A 22,191-nucleotide genomic window follows, 5' to 3' on the forward strand; every position below is an offset into this window, starting at 1 on the left:
ATGGCCATCTACCAGAATCCCCTTGAAACTCGCTATGCCTCTCAGGAGATGCTTGAAATCTTCTCAGAGGAAACAAAATTTCTCACCTGGCGAGATTGCTGGATAGCCCTTGCCGAAGCAGAAAAGGAACTGGGGCTTCCCATTACAGAGGAACAGATTGAAGACCTCAAAAAGAATCGTGATAATCTCAACCTTGAACGGGCCCGTGCCATCGAAAAAGAAATTCACCACGATGTCATGAGCCATATTCGGGCTTATGGGGAAGTGGCTCCCAAGGCGGCCGGGATTATCCATCTTGGGGCTACCTCGTGTTTTGTGACGGACAATACCGATGTCATCCTCTGGAGAAGGGCTCTTCTTCTTGTGCGCAAACGTCTTGTCTCTGTGATTCGCACTCTCCGAAACAAGGCCTGGGAGTATCGTCATCTTCCTGTCCTTGGTTATACCCATCTTCAGCCTGCTCAACCCACCACTCTGGGCAAGCGTATCAGCCTGTGGCTTTATGATTTTGCGCTTGATCTTGAGGATCTTGAGTACAGGCTTGATCATCTCATGCTTCGTGGGGCCAAAGGAACAACGGGGACTCAGGCCAGTTTCATGGAACTCTTTGAAGGAGACAGAGAAAAAGTACGTCAGCTTGATAGATTAGTAGCCAAAAAACTTGGTTTTGAGAAGGTTGTTCCTGTGTCAGGGCAGACACTCACAAGAAAGATAGACGTGTGGGTTCTTGAGGTTCTTTCCCACATTGCCCAGACGGCTCATAGGGCTTCCAATGATATTCGGCTCATGCAGCACTCCTGGCAGGTGGAGGAGCCCTTTGACAAAAAACAGGTTGGTTCTTCGGCTATGCCCTACAAACGGAATCCCATTTTGGCAGAACGTATCACTGCCCTGGCTCGTTATGTGATAAACAATGTGCAAAACGCCGCCTATACCTATGCCAATCAGTTTCTTGAGAGGACACTCGATGATTCCGCGAACCGTCGTCTTTCCATAGCGGAAGGATTTTTGGCTACAGACGCTATTCTCATCCTTTGTCAGAAACTTTTCTCTGGTATGCAGGTCTATCCCGAGGTGATTCACCGTATCATGATGCAGAATCTTCCCTTCTATGCGACGGAAAACATCCTGATGGAGGCTGTGAAGAGAGGAGGAAACCGACAGCATCTCCATGAGGTTATCCGGGAGTATGCGATGAAGCAGGTGGCGGCTGTGAGGGAGGGTAGGGATTTTGATATGCTTCAGGCTCTGCGGGAATCTCAGGAGTTCAATCTTCCTGATGAAGTCTGGGAGAAGATCTCTGATCTTTCCCAGTATGTGGGGCGTGCTCCCTGGCAGGTGGAAGAACTTTTGGCTGAGTATATAGATCCCCTTCTCGAGAAATACCAAACGGAAAGTGATATACAGGCCGATATCAGGGTATAACTTAAAAGACAATCCTCCAGAAAGGAACCCATCCTTTTCTCTCAGGTTGAAGGCTCCAGTTGGTTCCCCGGAGAAGAGAACGGTTGCTGACGATTTCCCAGACCTCTTCACTTTCCTTTCCTGAAGCTATGACGGTCTGGAAGGTATTGGAAAGCCTGTAAAGCGGAAGAAGGTAAGGGGTGGTTTGTATTTTCCCTTCTTCCTTCGTAAGGTCAAGGACAACGGCTATTGCGGGGCGGGCTTCTTTTATTCTCCATTGAGGGAACAAAAAATTTCCGACGCTATAGAAAATGGGTTTGCCTTTGTATATTTCAAAGGCTTGAATAATATGGGGGTGATGTCCGACAATGACATCTGCCCCGGCATCAATGATAGCATAGGCATTTGATACCTGTTCTGAATGTAGAGGGGGAACCACATACTCCCATCCCCAGTGGACAAAGAAAAGAAGATACTCTACCTCTTGGCTGAGGTTGCTCACCATCGAGACAATCTTTTTCCAGCGAAGCCCTGCAGTTCCTGGTCTTTTGGCTGTGGCCATCAGCTCCTCAGGTTTTTGAAATCCTGCACAGAGAATACCAATGGTTATTCCTATCTGGGTTATGATGACAGGGCGTATAGCCTCTTCCCAGTTTTTTCCTGCGCCTGCAAAGAGAAGACCATAATTTGTCAGGTGTTCTCTCATCTCAAGCATGGCGACACTTCCATAATCCATGGCATGGTTATTCGCAAGAGAAACGACGTCAACGCCGGCATTGGTGAGCCAGTGAAGGACGGAAGGGGGACTTCGAAAGACATGGGTCTTGGTTTGGGGCGTACCATTGGTGGCTATGGTGGTTTCTAAGTTGACAATAGTAAGATCAGCTTCTCTCATGATGCCTTTGACAAAAAAGAACGGATCTTTTCCCTCAGCGAGGGTTTTTTCTATTTCCCAAGAGAAATTGACATCTCCTCCCAAAAAAATTCGTAGGGAGTTGGTTTTCTTCTCTTGAGAGGGTGCTTCTGGTATGATTTTCTCTTGTCTCACCAGGCTCTTTTTTTCTTTGTCGCATCCTGAAAGTATCATTCCGGCCAAAAGAAAACCTGCCCACCACTTCATTTTACTCCGTTCTCTTGTCATTTTTCTCTCATCTCTATTCTTTGCAGGAGATTGAATAGGAACAAAAAAGCCTTTTCCCGAAAGGGAAAAGGCTTTCTGTATGAGTGCCTCGTTTTATACGTATTTTCTGTATTCAGCATTGTCCGGGAAGTAGCGGACAGCGACACACCGATTTCCCCTTTGATTGTAGAGAAATCCTCCATTCCAGTACTCAAGGGCAGCGAAAAGGGCATTTCCACCGTCCATTTCTGTGGATTCTGGTCCCTTCCACGCTACCAGATCGGCAAAATGCTCAAAGTCCTGGCTCACGAGACATATGGTTCTATCAATGGCGAACTGATTCCATTCGTTCATCAGGGCAAATCCATTTCCCTCGTCCTCAACGATGACCTTGGCCCTTTTGTTGAAGTCAAACCATACCTTGATTTTCTTGTTGGGGTCCATCTTGTTTCCGTGTTCAATGCCGTTTTTTACCAGCTCGCTTATCTGCTGCTCAAGCAGGTTGACTTCCTTGTACAGGTCAGGGGCATACTGAATAATATAAGAGGTGTACGCACGCACCTTGGAAAAATCACTGGGGAATTCTTTGTAATACATCCCATGCGTATTGAATAGAGCATGATTATCATCAACCTTTGCTAATTGCTTGACCTGAATCTCTCGTCCATCCTCAAGTTTGAGAAGAAGGGTATTCTCATTCTTGCGACCAACAATCTCATACCTGTAGAGGCTTTCTCTCATCTGATATCCTCCCCATTGAACGTCATTTATACTATCGGCATGTATGTCCTTTTTTCTTAAATAGTATAGCCACTTTTTTTGGTTTTGTCAACGAAAAGGGGAAAAAGAAGGAGAAGGGAAGGTTTTATTGAGAAAGTTTCTCTTTCAAGAGGAGCATTTCCTGGGGTAATTCGATCACAAAATGGAGATGCTCTCCAGTGATAGGATGGGCAAAAGAGAGTTCCTTGGCACAGAGGGCAATACCCGGTAAGTGGTAGTGGTTGGCATGTCGGGAGTAGAGAGGATCTCCAGCGATAGGGTGGCCAATATGAGCCATGTGGACACGGATCTGATGGGTTCTCCCTGTGTGAATACGCACTTCAACAAGGGCATGATTTTTGAGATACTGAAGCACACGGAATTCTGAGAGGGCTGGTTTCCCTGTGGAAACGACAGCCATTTTTTTTCTGTTGGTATTGCAGCGACCAATAGGGGCGTCAATGGTGCCACTTGCCGGCGGATGGCCTTTGACGATAGCCTGGTAGATCTTGTGGATGCGATGGTTCTTGAAATCTTCTACAAGCCGGTGGTGAGCCCTATCCGTGAGAGCTACAATGAGAAGACCTGTGGTGTCTTTGTCGAGCCGGTGAACGATTCCAGGTCGTTCCTTTCCCCCAACCGAAGACAGATGATCTCCTAAATGATAGAGAAGACCATGCACAAGCGTGCCCTCTTCATGACCTTTGGAGGGGTGGACCACAACCCCATAGGGCTTGTTGATGACGGCGATGTGTTCGTCCTGATAGACCACAGAAAACGCCACCGGTTGGGGTTCTAACTCTAAAGGCTTGGGATCCGGGATTTCCACTGTAATCACGTCCCCTACCTGCACTTCATGACTCAATTTTTCTTTTCGATTGTTGACAGTGATGGGGATATCCTGTGATTTGAGCCCGCTTCTTGTTATGGCATAGCCCTGTTGTTGGAGATAGTCGGCGACGATTTTGTCAAGTCTCCCCTTTGTGGGGGAAAGAAACTCCACTCGTGTGGGCATGGCTACAGTCTGATCTCCCGATTTTTCCAGAGAAGGCCTAATTGGCCACAGCCGGCGGCAATTTTTCTCCCTCGACTCTTTCGGAGGGTGGCATGGATACCGGCTTCTTTCAAAAAGAGAAGAAAGGTCTTCACCCTTCCCTGCGAGGGGGTTTCGAGGTCAATACCCTCGACAGGATTGTAGGGGATAATATTGAGAAGGTATTTGAAGGGAAGCAGAAGCTTTCGTAAGCCCTCAGCGTCCTCTCTTCGGTCATTGACACCGGCAATGAGGATGTATTCAAAGGTAATTCTTCGTCCTGTGGCATCCTGATATTCCCGAAGGGCTTCCATGAGGTCATCGAGGGGGTTGGTTTTGGCTATTGGCATGAGACGTTCTCTTCCTATCCGGAAGGGAGAATGGAGCGAAACAGCCAGCCGGACGGGTTGATTCCACTGGGTAAATTCTCGAATGCCCTCAATAATACCGGCGGTAGAAATGGTGATATGGCGGTAGCCAAGGTTATAGCCCTTGGGATGGGTGAGGGTGCGAATGGCTTTCTGGACGTTTTCCCAGTTGAGGAAGGGTTCTCCCATCCCCATGAAAACGATATTGGAGATTTTTCTCGGTGTGGTAAGAGAAAGCCCAAAAAGCCCGGGATGTTGAAGGATAAATTCTTCGGCAAGAATGACCTGGGCGAGGATTTCATCTACTTCTAAGTTTCTAGCAAAACCAAGCTTTCCCGTCGCACAGAAGACACATCCAAGGGGACACCCCGCTTGAGAGGAGACACAAAGGGTGAGTCGTTTTTTGGGGTCGTCGCTTTCCTCGGTAGCCTCATCCTGTTTGAGGATGACTGCCTCTATATGATGACCGTCCAAGGTTTCAAAAAGAAGCTTGACACTTTCTTCCTCTTCGAGGCTGTCTATAATGCGGAGGGGAAGAAGTACCAGATCATTCTGGAGTTCGTCTCGCCACTTCTTGGGGAGATCCGTCATTCTTTGAATATCGGTGATGAACTTTGTCCATACCCACGTCCATATCTGATTGGCCCGGTGGGGTGGTTGGCCTATCTCTTCCATCAGAGAGCGCAATTCCTCAAGCGAAAGATTGAGCCATCGTTTCATACTAACCTGCCCGATGAGCGAGCGTGCTGTATCTCTTCTCCGTAGAGGGCAAGGTAATCCTCATGGGCACGCCGGATCACCTCATGAGCCTCGCCTACTCCATACACGTGGGTAATCTCACAGCGGTTGTCTTCATTGTCCGGGGCGTTTTTGTAGGTGAGAAAATAGTGAACAATACGATCCAAAAGAAGGGGTGGGAGATCGTTGATATCTTTGTACATTTCATAGACAGCGTCCTTTACCATCACAGCCACAATCTTGTCATCGGCTTCCCCATGGTCTATCATCCGGATGCCACCGATAGGGCGAGCATGGAGGAGAATGTCGCCGTGAAAGAGGGCTTTTTCTGAGAGGACACAGATATCAAGGGGATCCATATCCCCTACCACCTGGGAACGGCCTGTTTTTTCCCGGCAGAAGGAGGCTGTTTTTTCTCCACAGAGTGTCTGAGGGATAAACCCATAGAGCATGGGAGGGATACTGGAGTAGAGCTGTGGCCTATCGACCTTGAGCATACCTGTTTCCTTGTCCAGTTCATATTTCACGGTATCAGAAGGGACAAGTTCAATGTAAGCGGAGACCACATTGGGATATTCTTCTCCAATACGTACCCCATGCCAGGGATGAGCGCGAAAAACACAGTATGGGCTTTTTTCTTTCAAGGTATACTCCTTCAAAAACGTGTCTATTAGTGTAAGGAGAAAAGAGGGCAAAAATCAACTTCTTCAGACCTTTGCACATCGTGCAAAGGTTTCGAACAACGAGAAGTTTTTCTGTAACACTCCACTTCTCCCAGCGTTTGCTTTTTTCCTCGAAAAGCCTTACAATCGTAGAAAAACAAAAACCGGAGTAGGGTTCTATGGGGAAAAAATACCTGAAAGCTCTTCTTGCTATTCAGAGAAATGAAATGACGGAATACGTGGTGTACAAAAAGCTTGCCGCCATGGTAGAAGAAAAGAATGCCAAGGTGCTTTCTCAGATTGCTGAGGCGGAAAAGTCCCATGCCCTGTACTGGCAAAAGAAAACCGGAATTGAAGTCAAGCCAGACATGAGAAAGGTGTTTTTGAGGGTTATCTTGGCCAAGATGTTAGGAATGACCTTTGTACTCAAATTGATGGAAAGGAATGAAGGGACGGGTTCAAGGCACTATGCAAAACTCTCGGAGATTTTCCCTGAAGCCAAAAAAATAGGAGAAGAAGAGGAGCTTCATGAAAAATCACTTTTGAATATGCTTGATGAAGAGAAATTACGCTATGTGGGTTCTATTGTTTTGGGGCTCAATGATGCCCTTGTGGAGTTGACAGGAGCCCTGGCGGGTTTTACCCTTGCGTTGAGGGATGCAAAGCTTATCTCCATAGCCGGACTTGTCACAGGGGTGTCGGCTGCTTTTTCCATGGCAGCTTCAAACTATTTGGCTTCAAAGGCCGAGGGGGAGAAGCATCCCTGGAAAGCGGCCCTTTATACCGGTGGGGCTTATATGCTTACCGTGCTTTTGATGATTCTTCCCTATCTTTTGCTCAGTAATAGTTTTGTCAGTCTGGGTGTGATGATTTTTGTGGTGATAGGGATCATCGGCCTGTTCAACTACTACATCTCTGTGGCCAAGGATATGGATTTTAAAGAGCGATTCTTTGAGATGAGTCTCATAAGTCTTGGGGTGGCGACCTTTTCCTTTTGTTTGGGCTGGGTGCTCAAAATCTTCTTTGGCGTGGATGGCTAACACGGGTGAAATGAGGCACTCTCATGATAAAACTTGAAAAAACTTTCTTTTTTCGTTATGCTATTTTTGATGAAAAGGAGAGAATATGCCTCAAGAGATTATAAAAATAGTTTTTTTTGCTTTTTTCGTGATGAGTATAGGTGGTGGGTGGGCTCAGGAAGCAGAAAGTGGCGCAGGTGAACAGTCGGTGGTTTCTCAGGAGACGGTGGAACCTTCTCCTCAGCCTGTTGAGACGCCACAGAGTCCTACGCCGCCATCCACTTCAACTCCAGTGTCAACACCTACACCAGTGATATCTCCCCGTCCTGCTTCAGGAATCGGGAGCGAAGAGCGTCTCTTGCAGGCCATTCAGGCCAATCCGACAGATAGGAATGCCTACAATCGGCTTTTGGATTATTACAGGGCTCAGAAGAGAACCCAGGATCATCTCAAGATTCTCATCAAAGCCATTCAAAATATAGGGGGAAATCTCACCTATTATCTGTGGATGGGGGATGATTATATGGAGCTTTCTGATTATTCCAAGGCTCTCATTTCGTATCAGTATGCTCTCAAAGAGGCTCCAACAAATCCGGCGGTGTATCTGAAGTTGGGGAATGCTCATTTGCTTCTCAAGAATTATTATAGCGCTGAGACGGCTCTTCTTGCGGCTCTTTATTATGGAGAAAGGTCTGGGAAGATCAATATCCCCTTTGCGTATCGTTTGCTTGGAGAGTGTTATGAGGGGGTCAAAAATTATGTCGAGGCATTGAAGTGGTATCAGAAGGCTTATAGGCTTTCTCCTACGCAGGAGTACAAGGTCCTTGTGGATAGGGTTCAGGCTCAGGCCACCAATCAGTAGAAATTGGCATTTGTTTTCTTTCAAAGCCGAGCCGTGGGCTGAAAGGAAAAAGAGGAGGGGAGTTTTGAGAGGGGCGTTCAAAAATCTTTCTCAAGGAGTTCTTTCACTTTTGCACGATGGAATGAGTGGTACTGAAGGGGACAAAAGCCTTTGGACTTCTACTGATATACGAACTCTCCATACGGCGTGAGGAGAATCACTTCGTTTTTCCCTGAAGGGGAAGATTCGATTTTGCCGACGATTTTTCCTTCGATATGGTATTTTTCTCCTATGGTGAGGAGGGAGGGGGCGATTTCTTGAGGAACATAGAACTCTATCCTGTGGCCCATATTGAAGACCTGATACATCTCTTTCCATTCGACACCGGTTTTCTGGATAGCCTTGAAGAGGGGAGGTACAGGGAAAAGGTTGTTTTTCACATAGCGAAGGCCATGGCCGAAGTTTTTGCATTTGGCCTGTCCGCCACCGGTACAGTGAACGATGCCGTGAATATGTTCCCGAAACGAAAGGAGAATCTCTTTGATAAGGGGAAGATAGGTGCGGGTAGGGGAGAGGAGGGCTTCACCGATGGTGAACTCACTTTCGGGGAGGGGATCATCAAGTCGATAGGGGCCTTGATAGACCAGGTCTTGTGGAACGGTGGGAGAGTAGCTTTCTGGATAACGGGAGGCATACTCATGAGAGAGGAGTTGATGCCTGGCCAACGTGAGGCCATTGGAGGCAATTCCCGAGTTGGGTTTGTCTTCGTAGAGAGCCTGTCCCGTTGAGGAAAAGCCCACAATCACATCTCCGGGTTGCATGCGCATGGTGATGATCTCGGTTTCTTTCAATGTGGCGACTGCCGTGGCATCAACGATGAGGGTTTGGACAAGGTCTCCTACATCAGCCGTTTCTCCACCACTCATGGTACACACAATGCCATAAGGCTTCAGGGAGGCAAAAAAGCGCTCATACCCGTGAATGATGGCTTTGATGGCTTCACCGGGGATTCGGTGGGCGTTTCTTCCAATGGTATTGGAAAAGAGGAAGGGACCTACCGCTCCCACACAGGCCATATCATCTGTATTCATCACGGCGGCGTCCTGGGCAAGACCAGCATACCACTGGTTGTCTCCCGTTTCCTGTGCCATGAGGTACGCAATACTTGACTTGGTGCCACTTCCATCGGCATGCATGAGAATGTAGCTACCATTCTCAAAAGGGCTACGAAGGATTTTGCAAAAACTTCCAGGGAAGGCTCCCTCATCTATCCCTTTGAGGGCGGCGTGAACATCCTCTTTGGTGGGGGAAACTCCCCTCTGACGATATTTTTCCATGCTTTCTCCGCTACTTTTGGTGAGTATTTATTATAAGAAAGGGAAATGTTTCTGTCAAAAGGAGGGGATATGAACCAGAAGAAAAATTTTTCGAGACCCTTGCACGGGTGTTTTCTTCCCTTGTTTGGGTCAGGAGCTACGCCCCTGAAACCCCGCTTTTTCTGTTTACAAGGGCTTATTTGTCTTTTTTATTCAAAAAAGTAGAATTATTTATTATGATAAGGAATATTTTTATACTATTTTTGTTTTTTTACTACTTTTTTGAGACCTTCGCACATTCGTGCAAAGGTCTCTTTCTTTTTCTCTTGTCGTTCCACATATGAAACTGAATACCTATTTTCACATTTGACAAAGAAGGGGCAACGAAGGGATAATAAGGAGGAACTATGAAGAGGAGGAAGAAGTATATGGTTAAATCGAAGGTAAAGAGATTACAAGGATTCTTTGTTCAAGTTCAGAAAAGGGAAATTTCTTTAGGTTGGGTGGCAAGAAAACTTGATATAAGCCGATCCTGGGTTACCGTTTTGTATCAAAGATTCTGTCGAGGAGAAAATCTTGTTCGGCAAAGAACATCCAGAAAGTCAAAGCTTGAGCAAAAGCATATAGCCCTTATTCTTGAAACATACGAAGAACTGGCCATTGAAAAAGAGAATAAACAGAAAGAGTACCCTTCGGTAAGGATTCTTTCCAGCACCTTATATGAGCTTTACAAGGATTTTCCTAAGGTTTCAGATGAAACTATTCGGAGAGTGCTAAAAAAATTCTTTGTCCATTATCCTGAGCGAGCAAGGCATCACTACCGCAAAAGGTGGCAGGCAGAAGCCATAGGCGAGATTGTGCAGGCAGACGTTTCCATTCACCCATGGCTTGAAAAGAAACCCGCTTTTCCGCTCCTTTTGATTATGGACGACCATTCTCGTTATGTTCTTGCTGCTAAGTTTTTATCCCAGGACACAATAGAAAACCATATGCCAGTTTGGCAGGAGGTTTTCTCTGAGTATGGTTTACCCTACAAGGTGTACTATGACAATGACCCAAAGTACTCTAAAAAGAATAATGGCCTCATAGCCACTGCGTTTGAGGAACTGGATATTTGTGTCGTTAATTCCAGACCTTATCAACCCCAGGGCAAGGGGAAAATTGAGCGTAAAATCCAGACATTCCAGAAACAACTCACTTTTTACCTCAAGAAAACCTTGAAAAAGCAACGCATTGAAACCCTGGAACAACTGAACTGGATTTTGAGAGAATATGTCATAGAGCACAATAAGACGCCTTCTCGAGCCCTTGATGGACGAACTCCCGAAGAAGTATTCTCAGAGGCTCGTAGAAAGCCTCAGAAAGACCTTTTTAAGCCCTTTACAGCCACCCCTGAACAGTTTGAAAAGGCTTTTGCGTTTCGAGCTTTTCGCAGGCTGGATAAAACTTATGAGGTTTCGTATAACGGCCATAAATATCGGGTTCCAAAAGAGAATGCTTTTCGGGTATTGCCTGGCGTCAACATCGAAGTAAGAGAATTCCCAGGGAAATGGGTGAAACTGTTTTACAAAGGTGAGGAGATAGCCCGTTATCCATGGAAAGAAAAAGTTGAAAATTCCACCAGGTAGAGGTACACTTATGAGGTATTCAGTTTCTATGTGGAAATACCCCTTCTGTTAATGTGTGGAACGACAGTCTCTTTCTTTTTCTCTTCTTGCAGAACTCCCTCTTTGCTTGACAAATAGATTTTTTTGGTGTATAATATTTTTCACTTTAATTTCCTGAAAAAAGGACAAGGAGATATTTGGTATGCCAACGATCAATCAATTGGTGCGCAAGGGCAGACAAAAGGTGCTCTACAAGAGTAAATCCCCAGCTCTTGAGGGGAATCCTCAGAAGAGAGGGGTTTGCGTGAAGGTGACGACCATGACGCCAAAGAAGCCGAACTCCGCTCTGCGTAAGATTGCGAGAGTCCGTCTCAGTAATGGGATAGAAGTGACGGCGTATATCCCCGGGATTGGACACAACCTTCAGGAGCACTCTGTGGTGCTTGTGCGAGGTGGACGTGTGAAAGACCTTCCTGGTGTTCGTTATCATATTATTCGTGGTACCTTGGACGCACTTGGAGTAGAGAAGCGTTATACCAGCCGCTCCAAGTATGGTGCCAAGAAGCCAAAATCGTAAGAGAGGGTGAAGTATGCCAAGAAGAAAAAAGACGACTTTAGTCCGGTCTATTGCTCCGGATCCCAAGTATAAAAGTGTTCTTGTAGCCAAGTTTATCAATCGCGTGATGAGGGATGGCAAGAAAACCATCGCTCAGAAGATCGTGTATGGGGCTATGGATTATCTTGCCGAGAAGACAAAGCTTCCTGCTCTTGAGGCTTTTGAGAAGGCTATTGAGAACATCAAGCCGCCCCTTGAGGTGAGATCTCGCCGTGTTGGTGGAGCTACCTATCAGGTGCCTGTTGAAGTGCGGCCTGAGAGACAAATTGCTCTCACCTTCCGCTGGCTTGTCACCCTTTCTCAGAAGCGAAAGGGTCATTCTATGGCTGAGAAATTGGGGGCAGAGCTTTTTGATGCGTACAACAATACCGGTTCTTGTGTGAAGAAGAAAGAAGATACCATCAAGATGGCAGAGGCAAACAGAGCCTTTGCTCATTATCGCTGGTAAGGAGTGGGTATGGCGGCTGAAAAGATTTATCCTCTTGATAAAGTTCGCAATATTGGTATTGCTGCCCACATTGACGCTGGGAAGACCACGACCACAGAGCGTATCCTCTACTATACAGGAAAAACGCACAAGATCGGTGAGGTGCATGAGGGTGCGGCTGAAATGGACTGGATGGTCCAGGAAAAGGAGCGTGGTATTACTATTACCAGTGCTTCGACCACCTGTTTCTGGAAGGATATCAAGATCAACATCATTGATACACCTGGACACGTGGATTTTACGGCTGAGGTGGAGCGTTCTCTGCGCGTGTTAGATGGGGCTATCGCGGTGTTTGATGCTGGAGAGGGTGTGGAACCTCAGTCTGAAACCGTATGGCGCCAGGCAGACAAATACAATGTTCCCCGTATTGCTTTCGTGAACAAGATGGACAAGGTGGGGGCTGATTTTTATGCGGCGGTTGATTCCATGCACAAGAAGCTTGGTGTGAAGGCCCTTCCTATTCAGGTGCCTCTTGGATCTGAATCTACCTTTGTCGGTGTGATTGATGTGATTGAAGAGAAGGCATACGACTGGTCCAATGATGATCAGGAAGGGATGAAATACGAAGTGAAGCCTGTTCCTGAGGAATACAAAGACAAGGTGAAAGAGTTTCGCCATCATATTGTAGAGACGGTGTGTGAATCTGATGATGCGCTCTTGGAGAAGTATCTCAATGGCGAAGAGCTTACGGTTGAGGAGATCAAAAAAGGTCTTCGCAAGCTGGTAATCCAGTGTAAGGTCTTCCCTGTTATCTGTGGAAGTGCTCTCAAAAACAAGGGTGTGCAGCTCATGCTTGATGCGGTGAAGGATTATCTCCCTTCACCCCTTGATATTGCCGCTGTGAAAGGAACTGATCCGGCTACCGGTCAGGAAGTGATCTGTAAGACCGTGGATACAGAGCCTTTTGTGGGGCTTGCTTTCAAGGTGATGGTGGACCCCTTTGTTGGAAAGCTTGTCTTTGTGCGAGTATATTCCGGTAAACTTGAAAAGGGAAGCTATGTGTACAATGCCACCAAGGGTGTGAAGGAACGTGTGGCTCGACTTCTGAGAATGCATGCCAACAAGCGTGATGAGATTGATTTTGTGACCGCAGGAGATATTATTGCTGTGGTTGGGCTCAAGGATACCATTACGGGTGATACTCTTTGTGCTGAAGAGCGCAAGGTGGTTCTTGAGGCCATTGATTTCCCTGAGCCTGTGATCAATGTGGCTATTGAGCCCAAGAGCAAGGATGATATTGACAAGATGAATGAAGTTCTCCGCAAACTTCAGGAAGAGGATCCCACCTTCCGTGTGCGAACGGATGAGGAAACCGGTCAGACACTGATCTACGGAATGGGAGAACTCCATCTTGAGATTATTGTAGACCGTATGCTTCGTGAGTTCAAGGTTCAGGCCAATGTGGGTAAGCCTCAGGTTGCCTATCGTGAAACCATCCGCAAGTCGGCCAAGGTGGAAAGCAAGTACATTCGTCAGAGCGGTGGTAAGGGTCAGTATGGTCATGTGATCATGGAGATTGAACCGCTTCCTGAGGGTGGTGGTTTTGAGTTTGTGGACAAGGTGGTGGGAGGACGTATTCCCAAGGAATATATCCCGGCCATTCAAAAGGGTGTGGAAGAGGCCATGAACAATGGAGTCATTGGTGGCTATCCTGTGGTGGACGTTCGTGTGAGTGTGCTTGATGGAAGTTACCATGAGGTGGACTCTTCGGAAATGGCCTTCAAGATTGCGGCTTCCAAGGGATTCAAGGATGCTATGGCTCAGGCTGATCCTGTTCTTCTGGAGCCTATTATGAAGGTGGATGTGATTGTTCCTGAGGATTATCTTGGAGACGTGATTGGCGATCTCAGTTCTCGTCGTGCCAAGATTGAGGGTATGGAACAGAAAGGAAATGCCCGTCTGGTGACGGCCAAGGTTCCTCTTGGAGAGATGTTTGGGTATGCGACGACGCTGCGTTCTCTTTCACAGGGTCGCGCGAACTACTCAATGGTGTTTTCGAATTATGCTGAGGTGCCCAGGGCAAACTGGGATGCCATTTTGAAGAAATAGCAATAACCAAAAGGAGGATAGACAAATGGCTGAAGGTAAGTTTGAGAGAACAAAGCCGCATTTGAATGTTGGTACAATCGGTCACGTTGACCATGGTAAGACAACACTCACGGCTGCCATTACAAAGTATCTCGCTCTTCAGGGGAAAGCAAAAGCTCGTAAGTACGATGAAATTGACAATGCTCCTGAAGAAAAGGCTCGTGGTATTACCATTAATACCGCTCACGTGGAGTACGAGACAGACAAGCGCCACTATGCTCACGTGGACTGTCCCGGTCACGCTGACTACATCAAGAACATGATCACCGGTGCTGCTCAGATGGACGGGGCTATTCTCGTGGTGGCTGCTACCGATGGTGTGATGCCTCAAACTCGTGAGCATGTGCTTCTTGCTCGTCAGGTGAACGTGCCTTCGATTGTGGTGTTTTTGAACAAGGTGGATCAGATTGCCAAGGGAGATGAGGAACTCATCGATATCGTGGAAATGGATATTCGTGAGCTTCTCAATTCCTATCAGTTCCCTGGTGATGAGATTCCTATCATTCGTGGATCTGCTCTTCTCGCTAACGAATCAACCTCCACGGATCCCAATGCTCCTGAGTACAAGTGTATCAAAGAGCTTTGCGATGCCTTAGATAGCTACTTCCAGGAACCTCAGCGTGAGCTTGACAAGCCCTTCCTCATGCCTATTGAGGACATCTTCTCGATCACCGGTCGTGGTACTGTGGCTACCGGAAGAATTGAACGTGGTAAGATTAAGGTCGGTGAAGAAGTGGAGATCGTGGGTTACAAAGAAACTCGCAAAACCACCGTTACCGGTGTGGAAATGTTCCGCAAGCTTCTTGATGAGGGTCTTGCTGGTGACAACGTCGGTCTTCTTCTCCGCGGTGTGGAAAAGGATGAGATTCGCCGTGGTATGGTGCTTGCTAAGCCTGGTTCTATCACTCCTCACAAGAAGTTTGATGCTGAAGTGTACGTGCTCAAGAAAGAAGAGGGTGGTCGAAGCACTCCTTTCCATGTAGGGTATCGTCCTCAGTTCTATATCAGAACTGCTGACGTAACCGGAAGCATTGTGGCTATTAAGGGTGCTGACCTTGTGATGCCCGGTGATAACGTGAACATGACCATTGAGCTCATTGCGAATGTGGCTATTGAAAAGGGTATGCGGTTTGCTATCCGTGAGGGTGGTCGAACCGTTGGTGCTGGTGTGGTGACAAACATCATCGAATAAAAGTGAAGCGAGGCACGTGTGAGCAGGATTAGGATCAGACTCAAAGCGTACGATGCTGCGCTGATTGACCGATCCGCAAAGATGATTGTGGAAACCGTGAAGAATAAAGGGGGAAGGGTATCGGGTCCGATACCCCTTCCTACCCGTATTCGAAAATATACGGTTCTCCGATCTCCGCACGTGGATAAGGACTCTCGAGAACAGTTCGAGATCCGTATTCACAAGCGACTTGTGGATATTCTCAATCCTTCGGCAGAGTTGATTGCCGCTCTTTCTGAGTTGCAGCTTCCTGCTGGTGTGGAGATTGAGATTAAACAGTAAGCGGGTTCGGGCAGACGCTCGTTGCGGACAGGCAGTATTGACTGCCATGTGTGACAGAGAGATTTGTGAAAGGGGCCATCTTCAAAAGAGGGATGGCCTTACACTATAAGATAGGTGGAGTAGTATGAAAGCGAAAAAGGTCGGTATTATTGGACGCAAGCTGGGAATGACACAGATGTATGTCGATGGTCAGCTTGTGGGCGTGACGGTTGTTGACTTTTCCGACATGATTCTGATAGGCACCCGAACGCAGGACAGGGATGGCTATGTAGCTGCCATTCTTGGGTATGACTTCAAGGGTGTAGAACCCCGCTATATCCGGGAGGTTCGTTTGGAGAACCCTGCCATCTATGAGGATGGGCAGTTTCTTCAGGCTCTCCAGGATGTGAAGTATGTAGATGTGTTCGGTGTGATGAAGGGTCGTGGATTTGCCGGTGTGATGAAGCGGCATGGTTTTCACGGTGGTCCCGCTTCGCATGGTGCTAAGCACTGGCACAGAAGACCGGGGTCCATCGGTGGACATACCTTCCCGGCAAAGGTGTGGAAGGGTAAAAAAATGCCCGGTCACTATGGAAATACAACAGTAGCCGTACTCCATCAGCAGCTGGTTCGAGTTGATGCTGAGAAACGCCTCCTTTTTGTGAAAGGGGCTATTCCTGGCGCACGGAACAGCTACGTGATGGTGAGAGATTCGGTCAAGGAGTAAAGCGATGAAGCTGGATGTGTTTCAGGGCAATACAAAGAGCGGTTTCGTAGAGGTAAAGGTGGTGGTAGCTGACAAACCAGAGAATATCTCTGAGCATTGTATCTATCAGACCGTTGTGGCCCGTCTTTCTCATGAGAGACAGGGAACCCTCTCTACATTGACAAAATCTGAGGTTCGTGGTGGTGGAAAAAAGCCATGGCGTCAGAAGGGTCTTGGACGTGCCCGTGCTGGTTCTATCCGTTCACCGTTGTGGAGAGGTGGTGGTGTGATATTTGGGCCAAAGCCAAGGGATTTTTCTCTCAAGGTAAACCAGAAGGTCAAGACAAAAGCTTATATTTCTGTGTTCTCCAAGATGAATGAGCTTGGTCGCCTTCGTGTGATTACTGGGTTTACTTACAATGAGATGAAAACCAAGGCGTTTCTCAAGGCTTTTGCTTCTTATTGTGTGGATCCTCATGAGAAGATGGTGATCATTACAGAGGCTCAGAATCCTGCGTTGTATCTGTCTACTCGCAACCTTCCCAATGTGACGGTGATGTATGTAGATCAGATGGATATTCTTCCCCTTGTGTATGCGGATAGGATCTACATTACGGACAAGGCCCTGACGCTTCTTGATGAGCGTTATGGCAAGATTTTTGCGTAGTGGGGTAGTTTATGAGAGAGCCAAGTATGATTCTTTTGGCACCAGTGATTACCGAGAAGAGCAGTCGGCTCAAAGAGCAAAAGAAGTACGTCTTTGAGGTGTCAATGGATGCAAACAAGATTGAAATCGCCAAGGCGGTTGAGGCCCTCTACAAGGGTGTAGAAGTGGCAAAGGTGAATGTAACGAAGGTTCACCCTAAGTGGAAACGGATTCGTTTTCAGTCCGGGTTAACCAAATGGCGAAAAAAGGCCATTGTGACCCTTAAAAAGGGTGAGATTGACTTTTTTAAGGCCTAAAAACTGAACATGAGGGAAAACTATGGGATTGAAGAGATTTAAGCCAGTCACCCCCGGTTTGAGACACCGGGTGAGTTATGACTACAGCGAGATCACCAAGTCAGAACCCGAGAAAACACTGATTGGTGGTACAAAACGAGGGCGCGGAGACGGTCGCAATAGTCAGGGCCGTATCACCGTTGACCATCGAGGCGGTGGAAACAAGAGATTTTATCGTATTATTGACTTCAAAAGGGACAAATGGAATGTTCCTGCCAAGGTTGTGGCTATTGAATACGATCCAAACAGAACCGCCCGTATTGCGCTTCTTCACTATGTTGATGGAGAGAAGCGCTATATTTTGGCGCCCAAGGACTTAAAAGTAGGTGATTTTGTCGAGAGTGGAGAGAATGTTGAAATCAAACCAGGAAATGCGTTGCCACTCAAGAACATTCCTGTGGGTACGTTGGTCCACAATGTAGAACTGAAGCCTGGAAAGGGAGGACAGCTTGCCCGTTCAGGTGGAGCGTATGCAAAGCTTGATGGACGTGAAGGAAAGTATGCGATTCTCCGGCTTCCTTCGGGAGAGATTCGTATGGTCCTGCAGGTATGTATGGCAACGGTAGGTGAAGTTTCCAACTCCGACCGTATTAATATTGTCCTTGGAAAGGCCGGACATTCCCGACATTTGGGTATTCGGCCTACTGTCCGTGGTGTGGCGATGAACGCTGTGGATCACCCCCACGGTGGTGGACGCGGAAAGCAGAAGGGATATCCAACCCCTGTGAGCCGCACCAATGTGCCAGCCAAGGGTTACAAGACCCGAAAGAAGAACAAGTATACCAACCAGTATATCTTGTCTCGTAAGAAATAACGAGAGGTGAGCCTATGAGTCGTTCGGTAAAGAAAGGACCATATGTAGATGCGAAACTCTACAAAAAAGTCATAGCCATGCAGAATGCCTCCGAGAAACAGCCGATCAAGACCTGGTCGCGCCGTTCAACGATCATTCCAGAGATGATTGGCTTGACAATTCAGGTATATAATGGTAAAATATTTGTCCCGGTTTATATCAACGAGAATATGGTTGGTCACAAACTCGGTGAGTTTGCTCCTACCCGTATCTTCCGTGGTCATGCCGGGGCAAAGAAAGCGTAAGGATGGGGTGACCTATGAATGCGGTAGCAAGAGCACGATATTTGCGCATTTCACCACTTAAATTGCGTAAGGTGATAAAGATCCTTAAGGGCAAAGAGCTTCAGGAAGCCATGGATATAGTGAAGCTGCTCCCCCACAAAGGAGCCAAAATGGTCTACAAGGTTCTCCATGCCGCGAAGGCCAATTTTGTGAGTCGCTATCCTGAGGCGAAAGGATCAGTATTGGTGATTGATAGGATTTTTGTTGATGAGGCCGGGGCTTTCAAACGGATAATGCCCCGTGCAAGAGGTCGGGCTGACATTATCCATCGGAGAATGTCTCACCTGACGGTTGTGGTCAAGGTTATGGAATAAGAGAGGTGATGCTATGGGACAGAAAGTAAATCCAAATGGCCTTCGTCTCGGTATCAGCCGTGGCTGGGATTCTATCTGGTATAGTGAGAGAAACTACGCCGAGAATGTACTGGAGGATCACAAGATTCGCACCTATCTGAAAAAGCACTATGGGGCGGCCTTTATCTCGCATATAGAGATTGTGCGCTTCAGCGATCAGGTGAGGGTGACGATCCATACAGCAAGACCCGGGGCTATCATCGGGAAAAAGGGTGCGGAGATTGAGACCATTACCAAGGAACTTGAGAAGTTGGTCAAACCTGGACGCCACGTTTCGGTTTCTGCCAAGGAGATAAAGGTACCTGAACTTGATGCCAGTGTGGTTGGTCAAGATATTGCCCGTCAGATTGAGCGTCGTACCAGTTACAAACGGGCTATCAAGCAGGCTATTCGCAATGCCATGAAGAGTGGAGCCAAAGGTATCAAGATCAGAATTTCTGGTCGTTTGAATGGGGCTGAGATTGCACGTACAGAGGAGTTCAAAGAAGGACGGCTTCCCCTGGCTACGTTGATGGCAGATATTGATTATTGTGTTTCTGAAGCTGTGACAGAGATGGGTGTCATTGGCATAAAGGTATGGATCTATAGAGACAGCAGAGACACTGTTGAGAAAAGGAGACGCTAATGCTTTTCCCAAGTAGAACCAAGTATCGAAAACAACAGCGCGGTACCATGAAGGGGAACGCGCATAAAGGAGAACTGGTTTCTTTTGGTGATTATGGGCTCATTGCTCTTGAGGCTGCCTGGATCACGGATCGTCAGATAGAGGCTATGCGTGTGGCCATCAGCCGAAAGTTAGGTAAAAGCGGGAAATCCTGGATTCGGATTTTCCCTGACAAGCCCTACACCAAAAAGGGTGAAGGTGTCCGTATGGGTAAGGGTAAAGGTATGCCCGATGGTTGGGTGGCCGTGGTGAAGCCAGGGCGTGTGATTGCAGAGATTGCTGGACTTTCTGAAGAGGAAGCCAAAGAGGCTTTCCGCCTTGCTTCTCACAAGCTGCCTATTACCACCAAGTTTGTGAAGCGTGTGGACGCGTAAGGGAGGTGGACGATGGCAACCAAAAAGGTCAGAGAGCTTCGTCAGTTGAAGAAGGAAGAGCTTCTCAAGCTTCGTTCCGATCTTCAGCAGAAGCTTTTGCAGATTCGCTTCCGTTCGCGGATAGAAAAGCCCGCTAATCCCATGGAGAAGCGTAATATTCGCCGGGAAATTGCTGTGATCAATACGCTCCTTCGTGAGATGGAACTCAAGCAGGCTAAGGAGAAATAACCATGGAACAGAAGAAGCCAAAGACATTGATAGGCAAAGTCGTAAGCGACAAGATGGATAAAACCCGCGTGGTTGTGGTGGAGAGAAGACAGAGACATCCCCAGTATGGGAAGCAGGTTCTCAGGGCGCTCAAGGTCTATGCCCATGATGAGAACAACACCTCTCATATCGGTGATGTGGTTGAGGTGGCTTTTTCTCGACCTCTTTCCAAAACCAAACGCTGGGTTGTGACGAAAGTTATAGAGACCAGAGACTAAGGGAGGCGCACTATGGTGATGTTAGGGACACGTTTAACCGTTGCTGATAACACCGGAGCAAAGGTGATCGAATGCTTTCACGTAGAGGGGAGCAGTGGTCGTCGTTATGCTTCGGTTGGTGATACGATTATTGCCAGTGTGAAGGTTGCTCTTCCTAATTCTGGTGTCAAGAAGGGTGAGGTTGTCCGGGCGGTGGTGGTTCGTACAACCAAAGAGATCCGGAGAAAAGATGGTTCTACTATCCGCTTTGACAGAAATTCTGCGGTGCTCATCAACAAACAGGGAGAGCCTCGAGGTACCCGTATTTTTGGGCCTGTGGCTCGTGAGTTGAGGGAAAAGAATTTTATGAAGATTATCTCCCTCGCCCCTGAAGTGTTTTAGGAGATGGCTATGAAGATTCGAAAGGGTGATACCGTGGTCGTGATCGCTGGTCGCGACAAAGGCAAAAAATCCGAAGTAGTTCGGGTTGATCGAAAGAAAGAAAAGGCAATAGTGAAGGGAATCAATCTTGTGAAGAAGGCTGTTCGTCGTTCTCAGGAGCATCCTTCTGGTGGTTTTGTAGAGATTGAGGCCTATATCCATGCTTCGAACCTGATGCTTTTCTGTCCGAAGTGCAACAAGGGTGTTCGTGTAAAGATGGTGATAGAAAAGGACACCAAGTATCGGGCGTGCAAGAAGTGTGGCTACAAATTTGAAGAGACGAGGAGTTAATCATGGCAAAGGCAAAAGCAACATCGAAGCCGGCAGCACCGCTTGCCAAAGGCTATGTTCCTCGCTTGAAAAAGCACTATCTTGAGGTGGTGCGCAAGCAGTTACAGGAGCAGTATAAGTATTCTTCTTCCATGGAAATCCCCCGCCTGGAGAAGATTGTGATCAATGTTGGTGTGGGAAAGGATAGTGTACAGGACAAGTCGGCTATTGATCCTGTGGTGGAAGAGATCTCTCTCATTGCAGGACAGAGGGCTGTGAAGACCTATGCCCGTGTATCGATTTCAAACTTCCACTTGAGAGAAGGGATGCCGATTGGAGTGAAGGTTACTCTTCGAGGGGCTCGTATGTATGATTTCTTCGACAAGTTAGTCTCTATCGCGCTTCCTCGTGTGAGAGACTTCAAGGGTGTTTCTACCTCAAGTTTTGACGGTCGTGGGAACTATACCATTGGACTCAGGGAACAGCTTGTTTTCCCCGAGATTGATTATGACAAGATCAAAAAGATTCGTGGTATGGATATCACGTTTGTAACGACCGCCAAAACCGATGATGAGGCATATCAGCTTTTGAAGCTGATGGGTATGCCCTTCAAAGAAAAGTAAGGGAGGACGGCTATGGCAAAGAAATCCATGATAGCAAAGTGGAAGAAGCCGAAAAAATTCAAGGTGAGAGAATATAACCGCTGTAATATTTGCGGTCGTCCCAGGGCCTATATCAGGGATTTTGGACTCTGCCGTCTCTGTTTCCGCAAGATGGCTTCTGAAGGTCTGTTGCCTGGCGTCCGTAAATCCAGCTGGTAAAAACGAGAGTGGAGAAAGCTATGGATAGACTGGCAAACGCATTTACCAAGATCCGGAATGCTGTGGCTCGCAAGCATCCTACAGTGAATGTTTCCAAATCCGTGATGATGGGAGAGATCCTCTCTATTCTCAAGAGAGAGGGGTATATTGTTGATTTCAAGGATGCCGATGATGAGAAGTTTGCTTACAAGATCGAACTCAAGTATGTCAAAGGCAAGTCGGTGATTCAGGGAATCAAGCGAGTGAGTAAGCTCAGCCGCCGTGTGTATGCCAAGGCTGATGCACTTCCTCGTGTGTATAACAATTACGGGATAGCCATTCTCACAACCTCCAAGGGTGTGATGACCGATAGGGAAGCAAGAAGCCTTGGGGTTGGTGGAGAGGTTATCTGCTACGTGTGGTAAGGAGG

At 47.4% G+C, this 22,191-nt stretch carries 30 protein-coding genes; 24 read left to right on the forward strand and 6 right to left on the reverse strand.

Annotation, left to right across the window (positions count from 1 at the left end; genetic code table 11):
• Complete coding sequence (gene purB, locus BREVNS_RS06890) at positions 1-1,425, forward strand: adenylosuccinate lyase (RefSeq protein ID WP_483426286.1); 1,425 nt, start codon at positions 1-3, stop codon at positions 1,423-1,425.
• A 1-nt stretch (position 1,426) separates the two neighbouring features.
• Here the strand turns inward: purB and BREVNS_RS06895 are convergent, their stop codons facing one another.
• The 5 genes from BREVNS_RS06895 to BREVNS_RS06915 form a co-directional block, all read right to left on the reverse strand.
• Positions 1,427-2,545, reverse strand: coding sequence for a CapA family protein (locus BREVNS_RS06895; RefSeq protein WP_483426287.1), 1,119 nt, complete (start codon positions 2,543-2,545; stop codon positions 1,427-1,429).
• 93 nt (positions 2,546-2,638) lie between these two features.
• Positions 2,639-3,121, reverse strand: coding sequence for an ATP-binding protein (locus BREVNS_RS06900; RefSeq protein WP_483428042.1), 483 nt, complete (start codon positions 3,119-3,121; stop codon positions 2,639-2,641).
• Positions 3,122-3,389: 268 nt separating this feature from the next.
• The gene (locus BREVNS_RS06905) at positions 3,390-4,298 is read right to left on the reverse strand and encodes an RluA family pseudouridine synthase (protein ID WP_483426288.1); all 909 of its coding nucleotides are present in this window, start codon (positions 4,296-4,298) and stop codon (positions 3,390-3,392) included.
• 2 nt (positions 4,299-4,300) lie between these two features.
• The gene (gene rlmN, locus BREVNS_RS06910) at positions 4,301-5,404 is read right to left on the reverse strand and encodes a dual-specificity RNA methyltransferase RlmN (protein ID WP_483426289.1); all 1,104 of its coding nucleotides are present in this window, start codon (positions 5,402-5,404) and stop codon (positions 4,301-4,303) included.
• Positions 5,401-6,066 carry an inorganic pyrophosphatase gene (locus tag BREVNS_RS06915; protein WP_483426290.1) on the reverse strand — a complete coding sequence of 222 codons (666 nt, stop codon included), beginning with the start codon at positions 6,064-6,066 and terminating at the stop codon, positions 5,401-5,403. The genes rlmN and BREVNS_RS06915 overlap by 4 nt, the downstream gene beginning before the upstream one ends.
• Positions 6,067-6,263: 197 nt before the next feature.
• Between BREVNS_RS06915 and BREVNS_RS06920 the strand changes: the two genes are divergently transcribed.
• Positions 6,264-7,124, forward strand: a complete 861-nt coding sequence (locus BREVNS_RS06920) for a VIT1/CCC1 transporter family protein (RefSeq protein WP_483426291.1) — start codon at positions 6,264-6,266, stop codon at positions 7,122-7,124.
• An 85-nt stretch (positions 7,125-7,209) separates the two neighbouring features.
• Positions 7,210-7,965: a tetratricopeptide repeat protein gene (locus BREVNS_RS06925; protein WP_483426292.1), complete on the forward strand. Its 756-nt coding sequence runs from the start codon at positions 7,210-7,212 to the stop codon at positions 7,963-7,965.
• A 158-nt stretch (positions 7,966-8,123) separates the two neighbouring features.
• Here the strand turns inward: BREVNS_RS06925 and BREVNS_RS06930 are convergent, their stop codons facing one another.
• The gene (locus tag BREVNS_RS06930) at positions 8,124-9,281 is read right to left on the reverse strand and encodes an AIR synthase related protein (RefSeq protein WP_483426293.1); all 1,158 of its coding nucleotides are present in this window, start codon (positions 9,279-9,281) and stop codon (positions 8,124-8,126) included.
• Between the two features lie 407 nt (positions 9,282-9,688).
• Here BREVNS_RS06930 and BREVNS_RS06935 point away from each other — a divergent pair, with 407 nt between their 5' ends.
• From BREVNS_RS06935 to rpsH, 21 genes are all read left to right on the forward strand, one after another.
• Positions 9,689-10,888 carry a transposase family protein gene (locus tag BREVNS_RS06935; protein ID WP_483426097.1) on the forward strand — a complete coding sequence of 400 codons (1,200 nt, stop codon included), beginning with the start codon at positions 9,689-9,691 and terminating at the stop codon, positions 10,886-10,888.
• Positions 10,889-11,069: 181 nt separating this feature from the next.
• The gene (gene rpsL / locus BREVNS_RS06940; RefSeq protein WP_483426294.1) at positions 11,070-11,444 is read left to right on the forward strand and encodes a 30S ribosomal protein S12; all 375 of its coding nucleotides are present in this window, start codon (positions 11,070-11,072) and stop codon (positions 11,442-11,444) included.
• Positions 11,445-11,457: 13 nt separating this feature from the next.
• Complete coding sequence (gene rpsG, locus BREVNS_RS06945; protein WP_483426295.1) at positions 11,458-11,931, forward strand: 30S ribosomal protein S7; 474 nt, start codon at positions 11,458-11,460, stop codon at positions 11,929-11,931.
• Positions 11,932-11,940: 9 nt separating this feature from the next.
• Positions 11,941-14,019, forward strand: coding sequence for an elongation factor G (gene fusA / locus BREVNS_RS06950; RefSeq protein ID WP_483426296.1), 2,079 nt, complete (start codon positions 11,941-11,943; stop codon positions 14,017-14,019).
• A gap of 25 nt (positions 14,020-14,044) precedes the next feature.
• Positions 14,045-15,250, forward strand: coding sequence for an elongation factor Tu (tuf, locus tag BREVNS_RS06955; RefSeq protein WP_483426297.1), 1,206 nt, complete (start codon positions 14,045-14,047; stop codon positions 15,248-15,250).
• A gap of 18 nt (positions 15,251-15,268) precedes the next feature.
• The gene (rpsJ, locus tag BREVNS_RS06960) at positions 15,269-15,571 is read left to right on the forward strand and encodes a 30S ribosomal protein S10 (RefSeq protein ID WP_483426298.1); all 303 of its coding nucleotides are present in this window, start codon (positions 15,269-15,271) and stop codon (positions 15,569-15,571) included.
• Positions 15,572-15,695: 124 nt separating this feature from the next.
• Positions 15,696-16,277 carry a 50S ribosomal protein L3 gene (rplC, locus tag BREVNS_RS06965; protein WP_483426299.1) on the forward strand — a complete coding sequence of 194 codons (582 nt, stop codon included), beginning with the start codon at positions 15,696-15,698 and terminating at the stop codon, positions 16,275-16,277.
• A 4-nt stretch (positions 16,278-16,281) separates the two neighbouring features.
• Positions 16,282-16,923 carry a 50S ribosomal protein L4 gene (gene rplD, locus BREVNS_RS06970; protein WP_483426300.1) on the forward strand — a complete coding sequence of 214 codons (642 nt, stop codon included), beginning with the start codon at positions 16,282-16,284 and terminating at the stop codon, positions 16,921-16,923.
• Positions 16,924-16,934: 11 nt separating this feature from the next.
• Positions 16,935-17,219 (forward strand): 50S ribosomal protein L23, encoded by a 285-nt coding sequence (rplW, locus tag BREVNS_RS06975; RefSeq protein ID WP_483426301.1) that lies wholly within the window; start codon positions 16,935-16,937, stop codon positions 17,217-17,219.
• Between the two features lie 22 nt (positions 17,220-17,241).
• A complete protein-coding gene (gene rplB, locus BREVNS_RS06980; RefSeq protein ID WP_483426302.1) occupies positions 17,242-18,072 on the forward strand; it encodes a 50S ribosomal protein L2 in 831 nt (276 codons plus the stop codon).
• Positions 18,073-18,086: 14 nt separating this feature from the next.
• Entirely contained in the window at positions 18,087-18,356 is a 270-nt protein-coding gene (gene rpsS, locus BREVNS_RS06985; protein ID WP_483426303.1) for a 30S ribosomal protein S19, read from the forward strand.
• 14 nt (positions 18,357-18,370) lie between these two features.
• Positions 18,371-18,709, forward strand: a complete 339-nt coding sequence (rplV, locus tag BREVNS_RS06990) for a 50S ribosomal protein L22 (RefSeq protein WP_483426304.1) — start codon at positions 18,371-18,373, stop codon at positions 18,707-18,709.
• Positions 18,710-18,722: 13 nt separating this feature from the next.
• A complete protein-coding gene (gene rpsC, locus BREVNS_RS06995) occupies positions 18,723-19,373 on the forward strand; it encodes a 30S ribosomal protein S3 (RefSeq protein ID WP_483426305.1) in 651 nt (216 codons plus the stop codon).
• Positions 19,373-19,786, forward strand: coding sequence for a 50S ribosomal protein L16 (gene rplP / locus BREVNS_RS07000; RefSeq protein ID WP_483426306.1), 414 nt, complete (start codon positions 19,373-19,375; stop codon positions 19,784-19,786). The genes rpsC and rplP overlap by 1 nt, the downstream gene beginning before the upstream one ends.
• A gap of 12 nt (positions 19,787-19,798) precedes the next feature.
• Positions 19,799-20,014, forward strand: coding sequence for a 50S ribosomal protein L29 (gene rpmC, locus BREVNS_RS07005; RefSeq protein WP_483426307.1), 216 nt, complete (start codon positions 19,799-19,801; stop codon positions 20,012-20,014).
• 2 nt (positions 20,015-20,016) lie between these two features.
• Entirely contained in the window at positions 20,017-20,271 is a 255-nt protein-coding gene (gene rpsQ, locus BREVNS_RS07010; protein ID WP_483426308.1) for a 30S ribosomal protein S17, read from the forward strand.
• 12 nt (positions 20,272-20,283) lie between these two features.
• A complete protein-coding gene (gene rplN, locus BREVNS_RS07015; protein ID WP_483426309.1) occupies positions 20,284-20,652 on the forward strand; it encodes a 50S ribosomal protein L14 in 369 nt (122 codons plus the stop codon).
• Between the two features lie 3 nt (positions 20,653-20,655).
• On the forward strand, positions 20,656-20,982 hold the full coding sequence (rplX, locus tag BREVNS_RS07020; protein ID WP_483426310.1) for a 50S ribosomal protein L24: 327 nt from the start codon (positions 20,656-20,658) through the stop codon (positions 20,980-20,982).
• A 2-nt stretch (positions 20,983-20,984) separates the two neighbouring features.
• Complete coding sequence (gene rplE, locus BREVNS_RS07025; protein WP_483426311.1) at positions 20,985-21,584, forward strand: 50S ribosomal protein L5; 600 nt, start codon at positions 20,985-20,987, stop codon at positions 21,582-21,584.
• 12 nt (positions 21,585-21,596) lie between these two features.
• The gene (locus BREVNS_RS07030) at positions 21,597-21,782 is read left to right on the forward strand and encodes a type Z 30S ribosomal protein S14 (RefSeq protein WP_483426312.1); all 186 of its coding nucleotides are present in this window, start codon (positions 21,597-21,599) and stop codon (positions 21,780-21,782) included.
• 20 nt (positions 21,783-21,802) lie between these two features.
• Complete coding sequence (rpsH, locus tag BREVNS_RS07035; RefSeq protein WP_483426313.1) at positions 21,803-22,186, forward strand: 30S ribosomal protein S8; 384 nt, start codon at positions 21,803-21,805, stop codon at positions 22,184-22,186.
• Positions 22,187-22,191 lie beyond the last annotated feature (5 nt).

The organism is Longinema margulisiae (assembly GCF_025266855.1).
GTDB lineage: Bacteria > Spirochaetota > Brevinematia > Brevinematales > Thermospiraceae > Thermospira.

Coding starts and splice junctions, on each gene's coding strand:
- rplB (WP_483426302.1), top strand. CDS start 17,242: ATGGGATTGAAGAGATTTAAGCCAGTCACCCCCGGTTTGAGACACCGG.
- tuf (WP_483426297.1), top strand. CDS start 14,045: ATGGCTGAAGGTAAGTTTGAGAGAACAAAGCCGCATTTGAATGTTGGT.
- rpsC (WP_483426305.1), top strand. CDS start 18,723: ATGGGACAGAAAGTAAATCCAAATGGCCTTCGTCTCGGTATCAGCCGT.
- BREVNS_RS06900 (WP_483428042.1), bottom strand. CDS start 3,121: ATGTATTACAAAGAATTCCCCAGTGATTTTTCCAAGGTGCGTGCGTAC.
- BREVNS_RS06925 (WP_483426292.1), top strand. CDS start 7,210: ATGCCTCAAGAGATTATAAAAATAGTTTTTTTTGCTTTTTTCGTGATG.
- rplD (WP_483426300.1), top strand. CDS start 16,282: ATGAAGCTGGATGTGTTTCAGGGCAATACAAAGAGCGGTTTCGTAGAG.
- rplN (WP_483426309.1), top strand. CDS start 20,284: ATGGTGATGTTAGGGACACGTTTAACCGTTGCTGATAACACCGGAGCA.
- fusA (WP_483426296.1), top strand. CDS start 11,941: ATGGCGGCTGAAAAGATTTATCCTCTTGATAAAGTTCGCAATATTGGT.
- rpmC (WP_483426307.1), top strand. CDS start 19,799: ATGGCAACCAAAAAGGTCAGAGAGCTTCGTCAGTTGAAGAAGGAAGAG.
- BREVNS_RS06935 (WP_483426097.1), top strand. CDS start 9,689: ATGGTTAAATCGAAGGTAAAGAGATTACAAGGATTCTTTGTTCAAGTT.
- BREVNS_RS06895 (WP_483426287.1), bottom strand. CDS start 2,545: ATGACAAGAGAACGGAGTAAAATGAAGTGGTGGGCAGGTTTTCTTTTG.
- rplC (WP_483426299.1), top strand. CDS start 15,696: ATGAAAGCGAAAAAGGTCGGTATTATTGGACGCAAGCTGGGAATGACA.
- rplW (WP_483426301.1), top strand. CDS start 16,935: ATGAGAGAGCCAAGTATGATTCTTTTGGCACCAGTGATTACCGAGAAG.
- rpsL (WP_483426294.1), top strand. CDS start 11,070: ATGCCAACGATCAATCAATTGGTGCGCAAGGGCAGACAAAAGGTGCTC.
- rlmN (WP_483426289.1), bottom strand. CDS start 5,404: ATGAAACGATGGCTCAATCTTTCGCTTGAGGAATTGCGCTCTCTGATG.
- BREVNS_RS06920 (WP_483426291.1), top strand. CDS start 6,264: ATGGGGAAAAAATACCTGAAAGCTCTTCTTGCTATTCAGAGAAATGAA.
- rpsG (WP_483426295.1), top strand. CDS start 11,458: ATGCCAAGAAGAAAAAAGACGACTTTAGTCCGGTCTATTGCTCCGGAT.
- BREVNS_RS07030 (WP_483426312.1), top strand. CDS start 21,597: ATGGCAAAGAAATCCATGATAGCAAAGTGGAAGAAGCCGAAAAAATTC.
- rplE (WP_483426311.1), top strand. CDS start 20,985: ATGGCAAAGGCAAAAGCAACATCGAAGCCGGCAGCACCGCTTGCCAAA.
- rpsQ (WP_483426308.1), top strand. CDS start 20,017: ATGGAACAGAAGAAGCCAAAGACATTGATAGGCAAAGTCGTAAGCGAC.
- rplV (WP_483426304.1), top strand. CDS start 18,371: ATGAATGCGGTAGCAAGAGCACGATATTTGCGCATTTCACCACTTAAA.
- BREVNS_RS06905 (WP_483426288.1), bottom strand. CDS start 4,298: ATGCCCACACGAGTGGAGTTTCTTTCCCCCACAAAGGGGAGACTTGAC.
- BREVNS_RS06930 (WP_483426293.1), bottom strand. CDS start 9,281: ATGGAAAAATATCGTCAGAGGGGAGTTTCCCCCACCAAAGAGGATGTT.
- rpsS (WP_483426303.1), top strand. CDS start 18,087: ATGAGTCGTTCGGTAAAGAAAGGACCATATGTAGATGCGAAACTCTAC.
- rplP (WP_483426306.1), top strand. CDS start 19,373: ATGCTTTTCCCAAGTAGAACCAAGTATCGAAAACAACAGCGCGGTACC.
- rplX (WP_483426310.1), top strand. CDS start 20,656: ATGGCTATGAAGATTCGAAAGGGTGATACCGTGGTCGTGATCGCTGGT.
- rpsH (WP_483426313.1), top strand. CDS start 21,803: ATGGATAGACTGGCAAACGCATTTACCAAGATCCGGAATGCTGTGGCT.
- purB (WP_483426286.1), top strand. CDS start 1: ATGGCCATCTACCAGAATCCCCTTGAAACTCGCTATGCCTCTCAGGAG.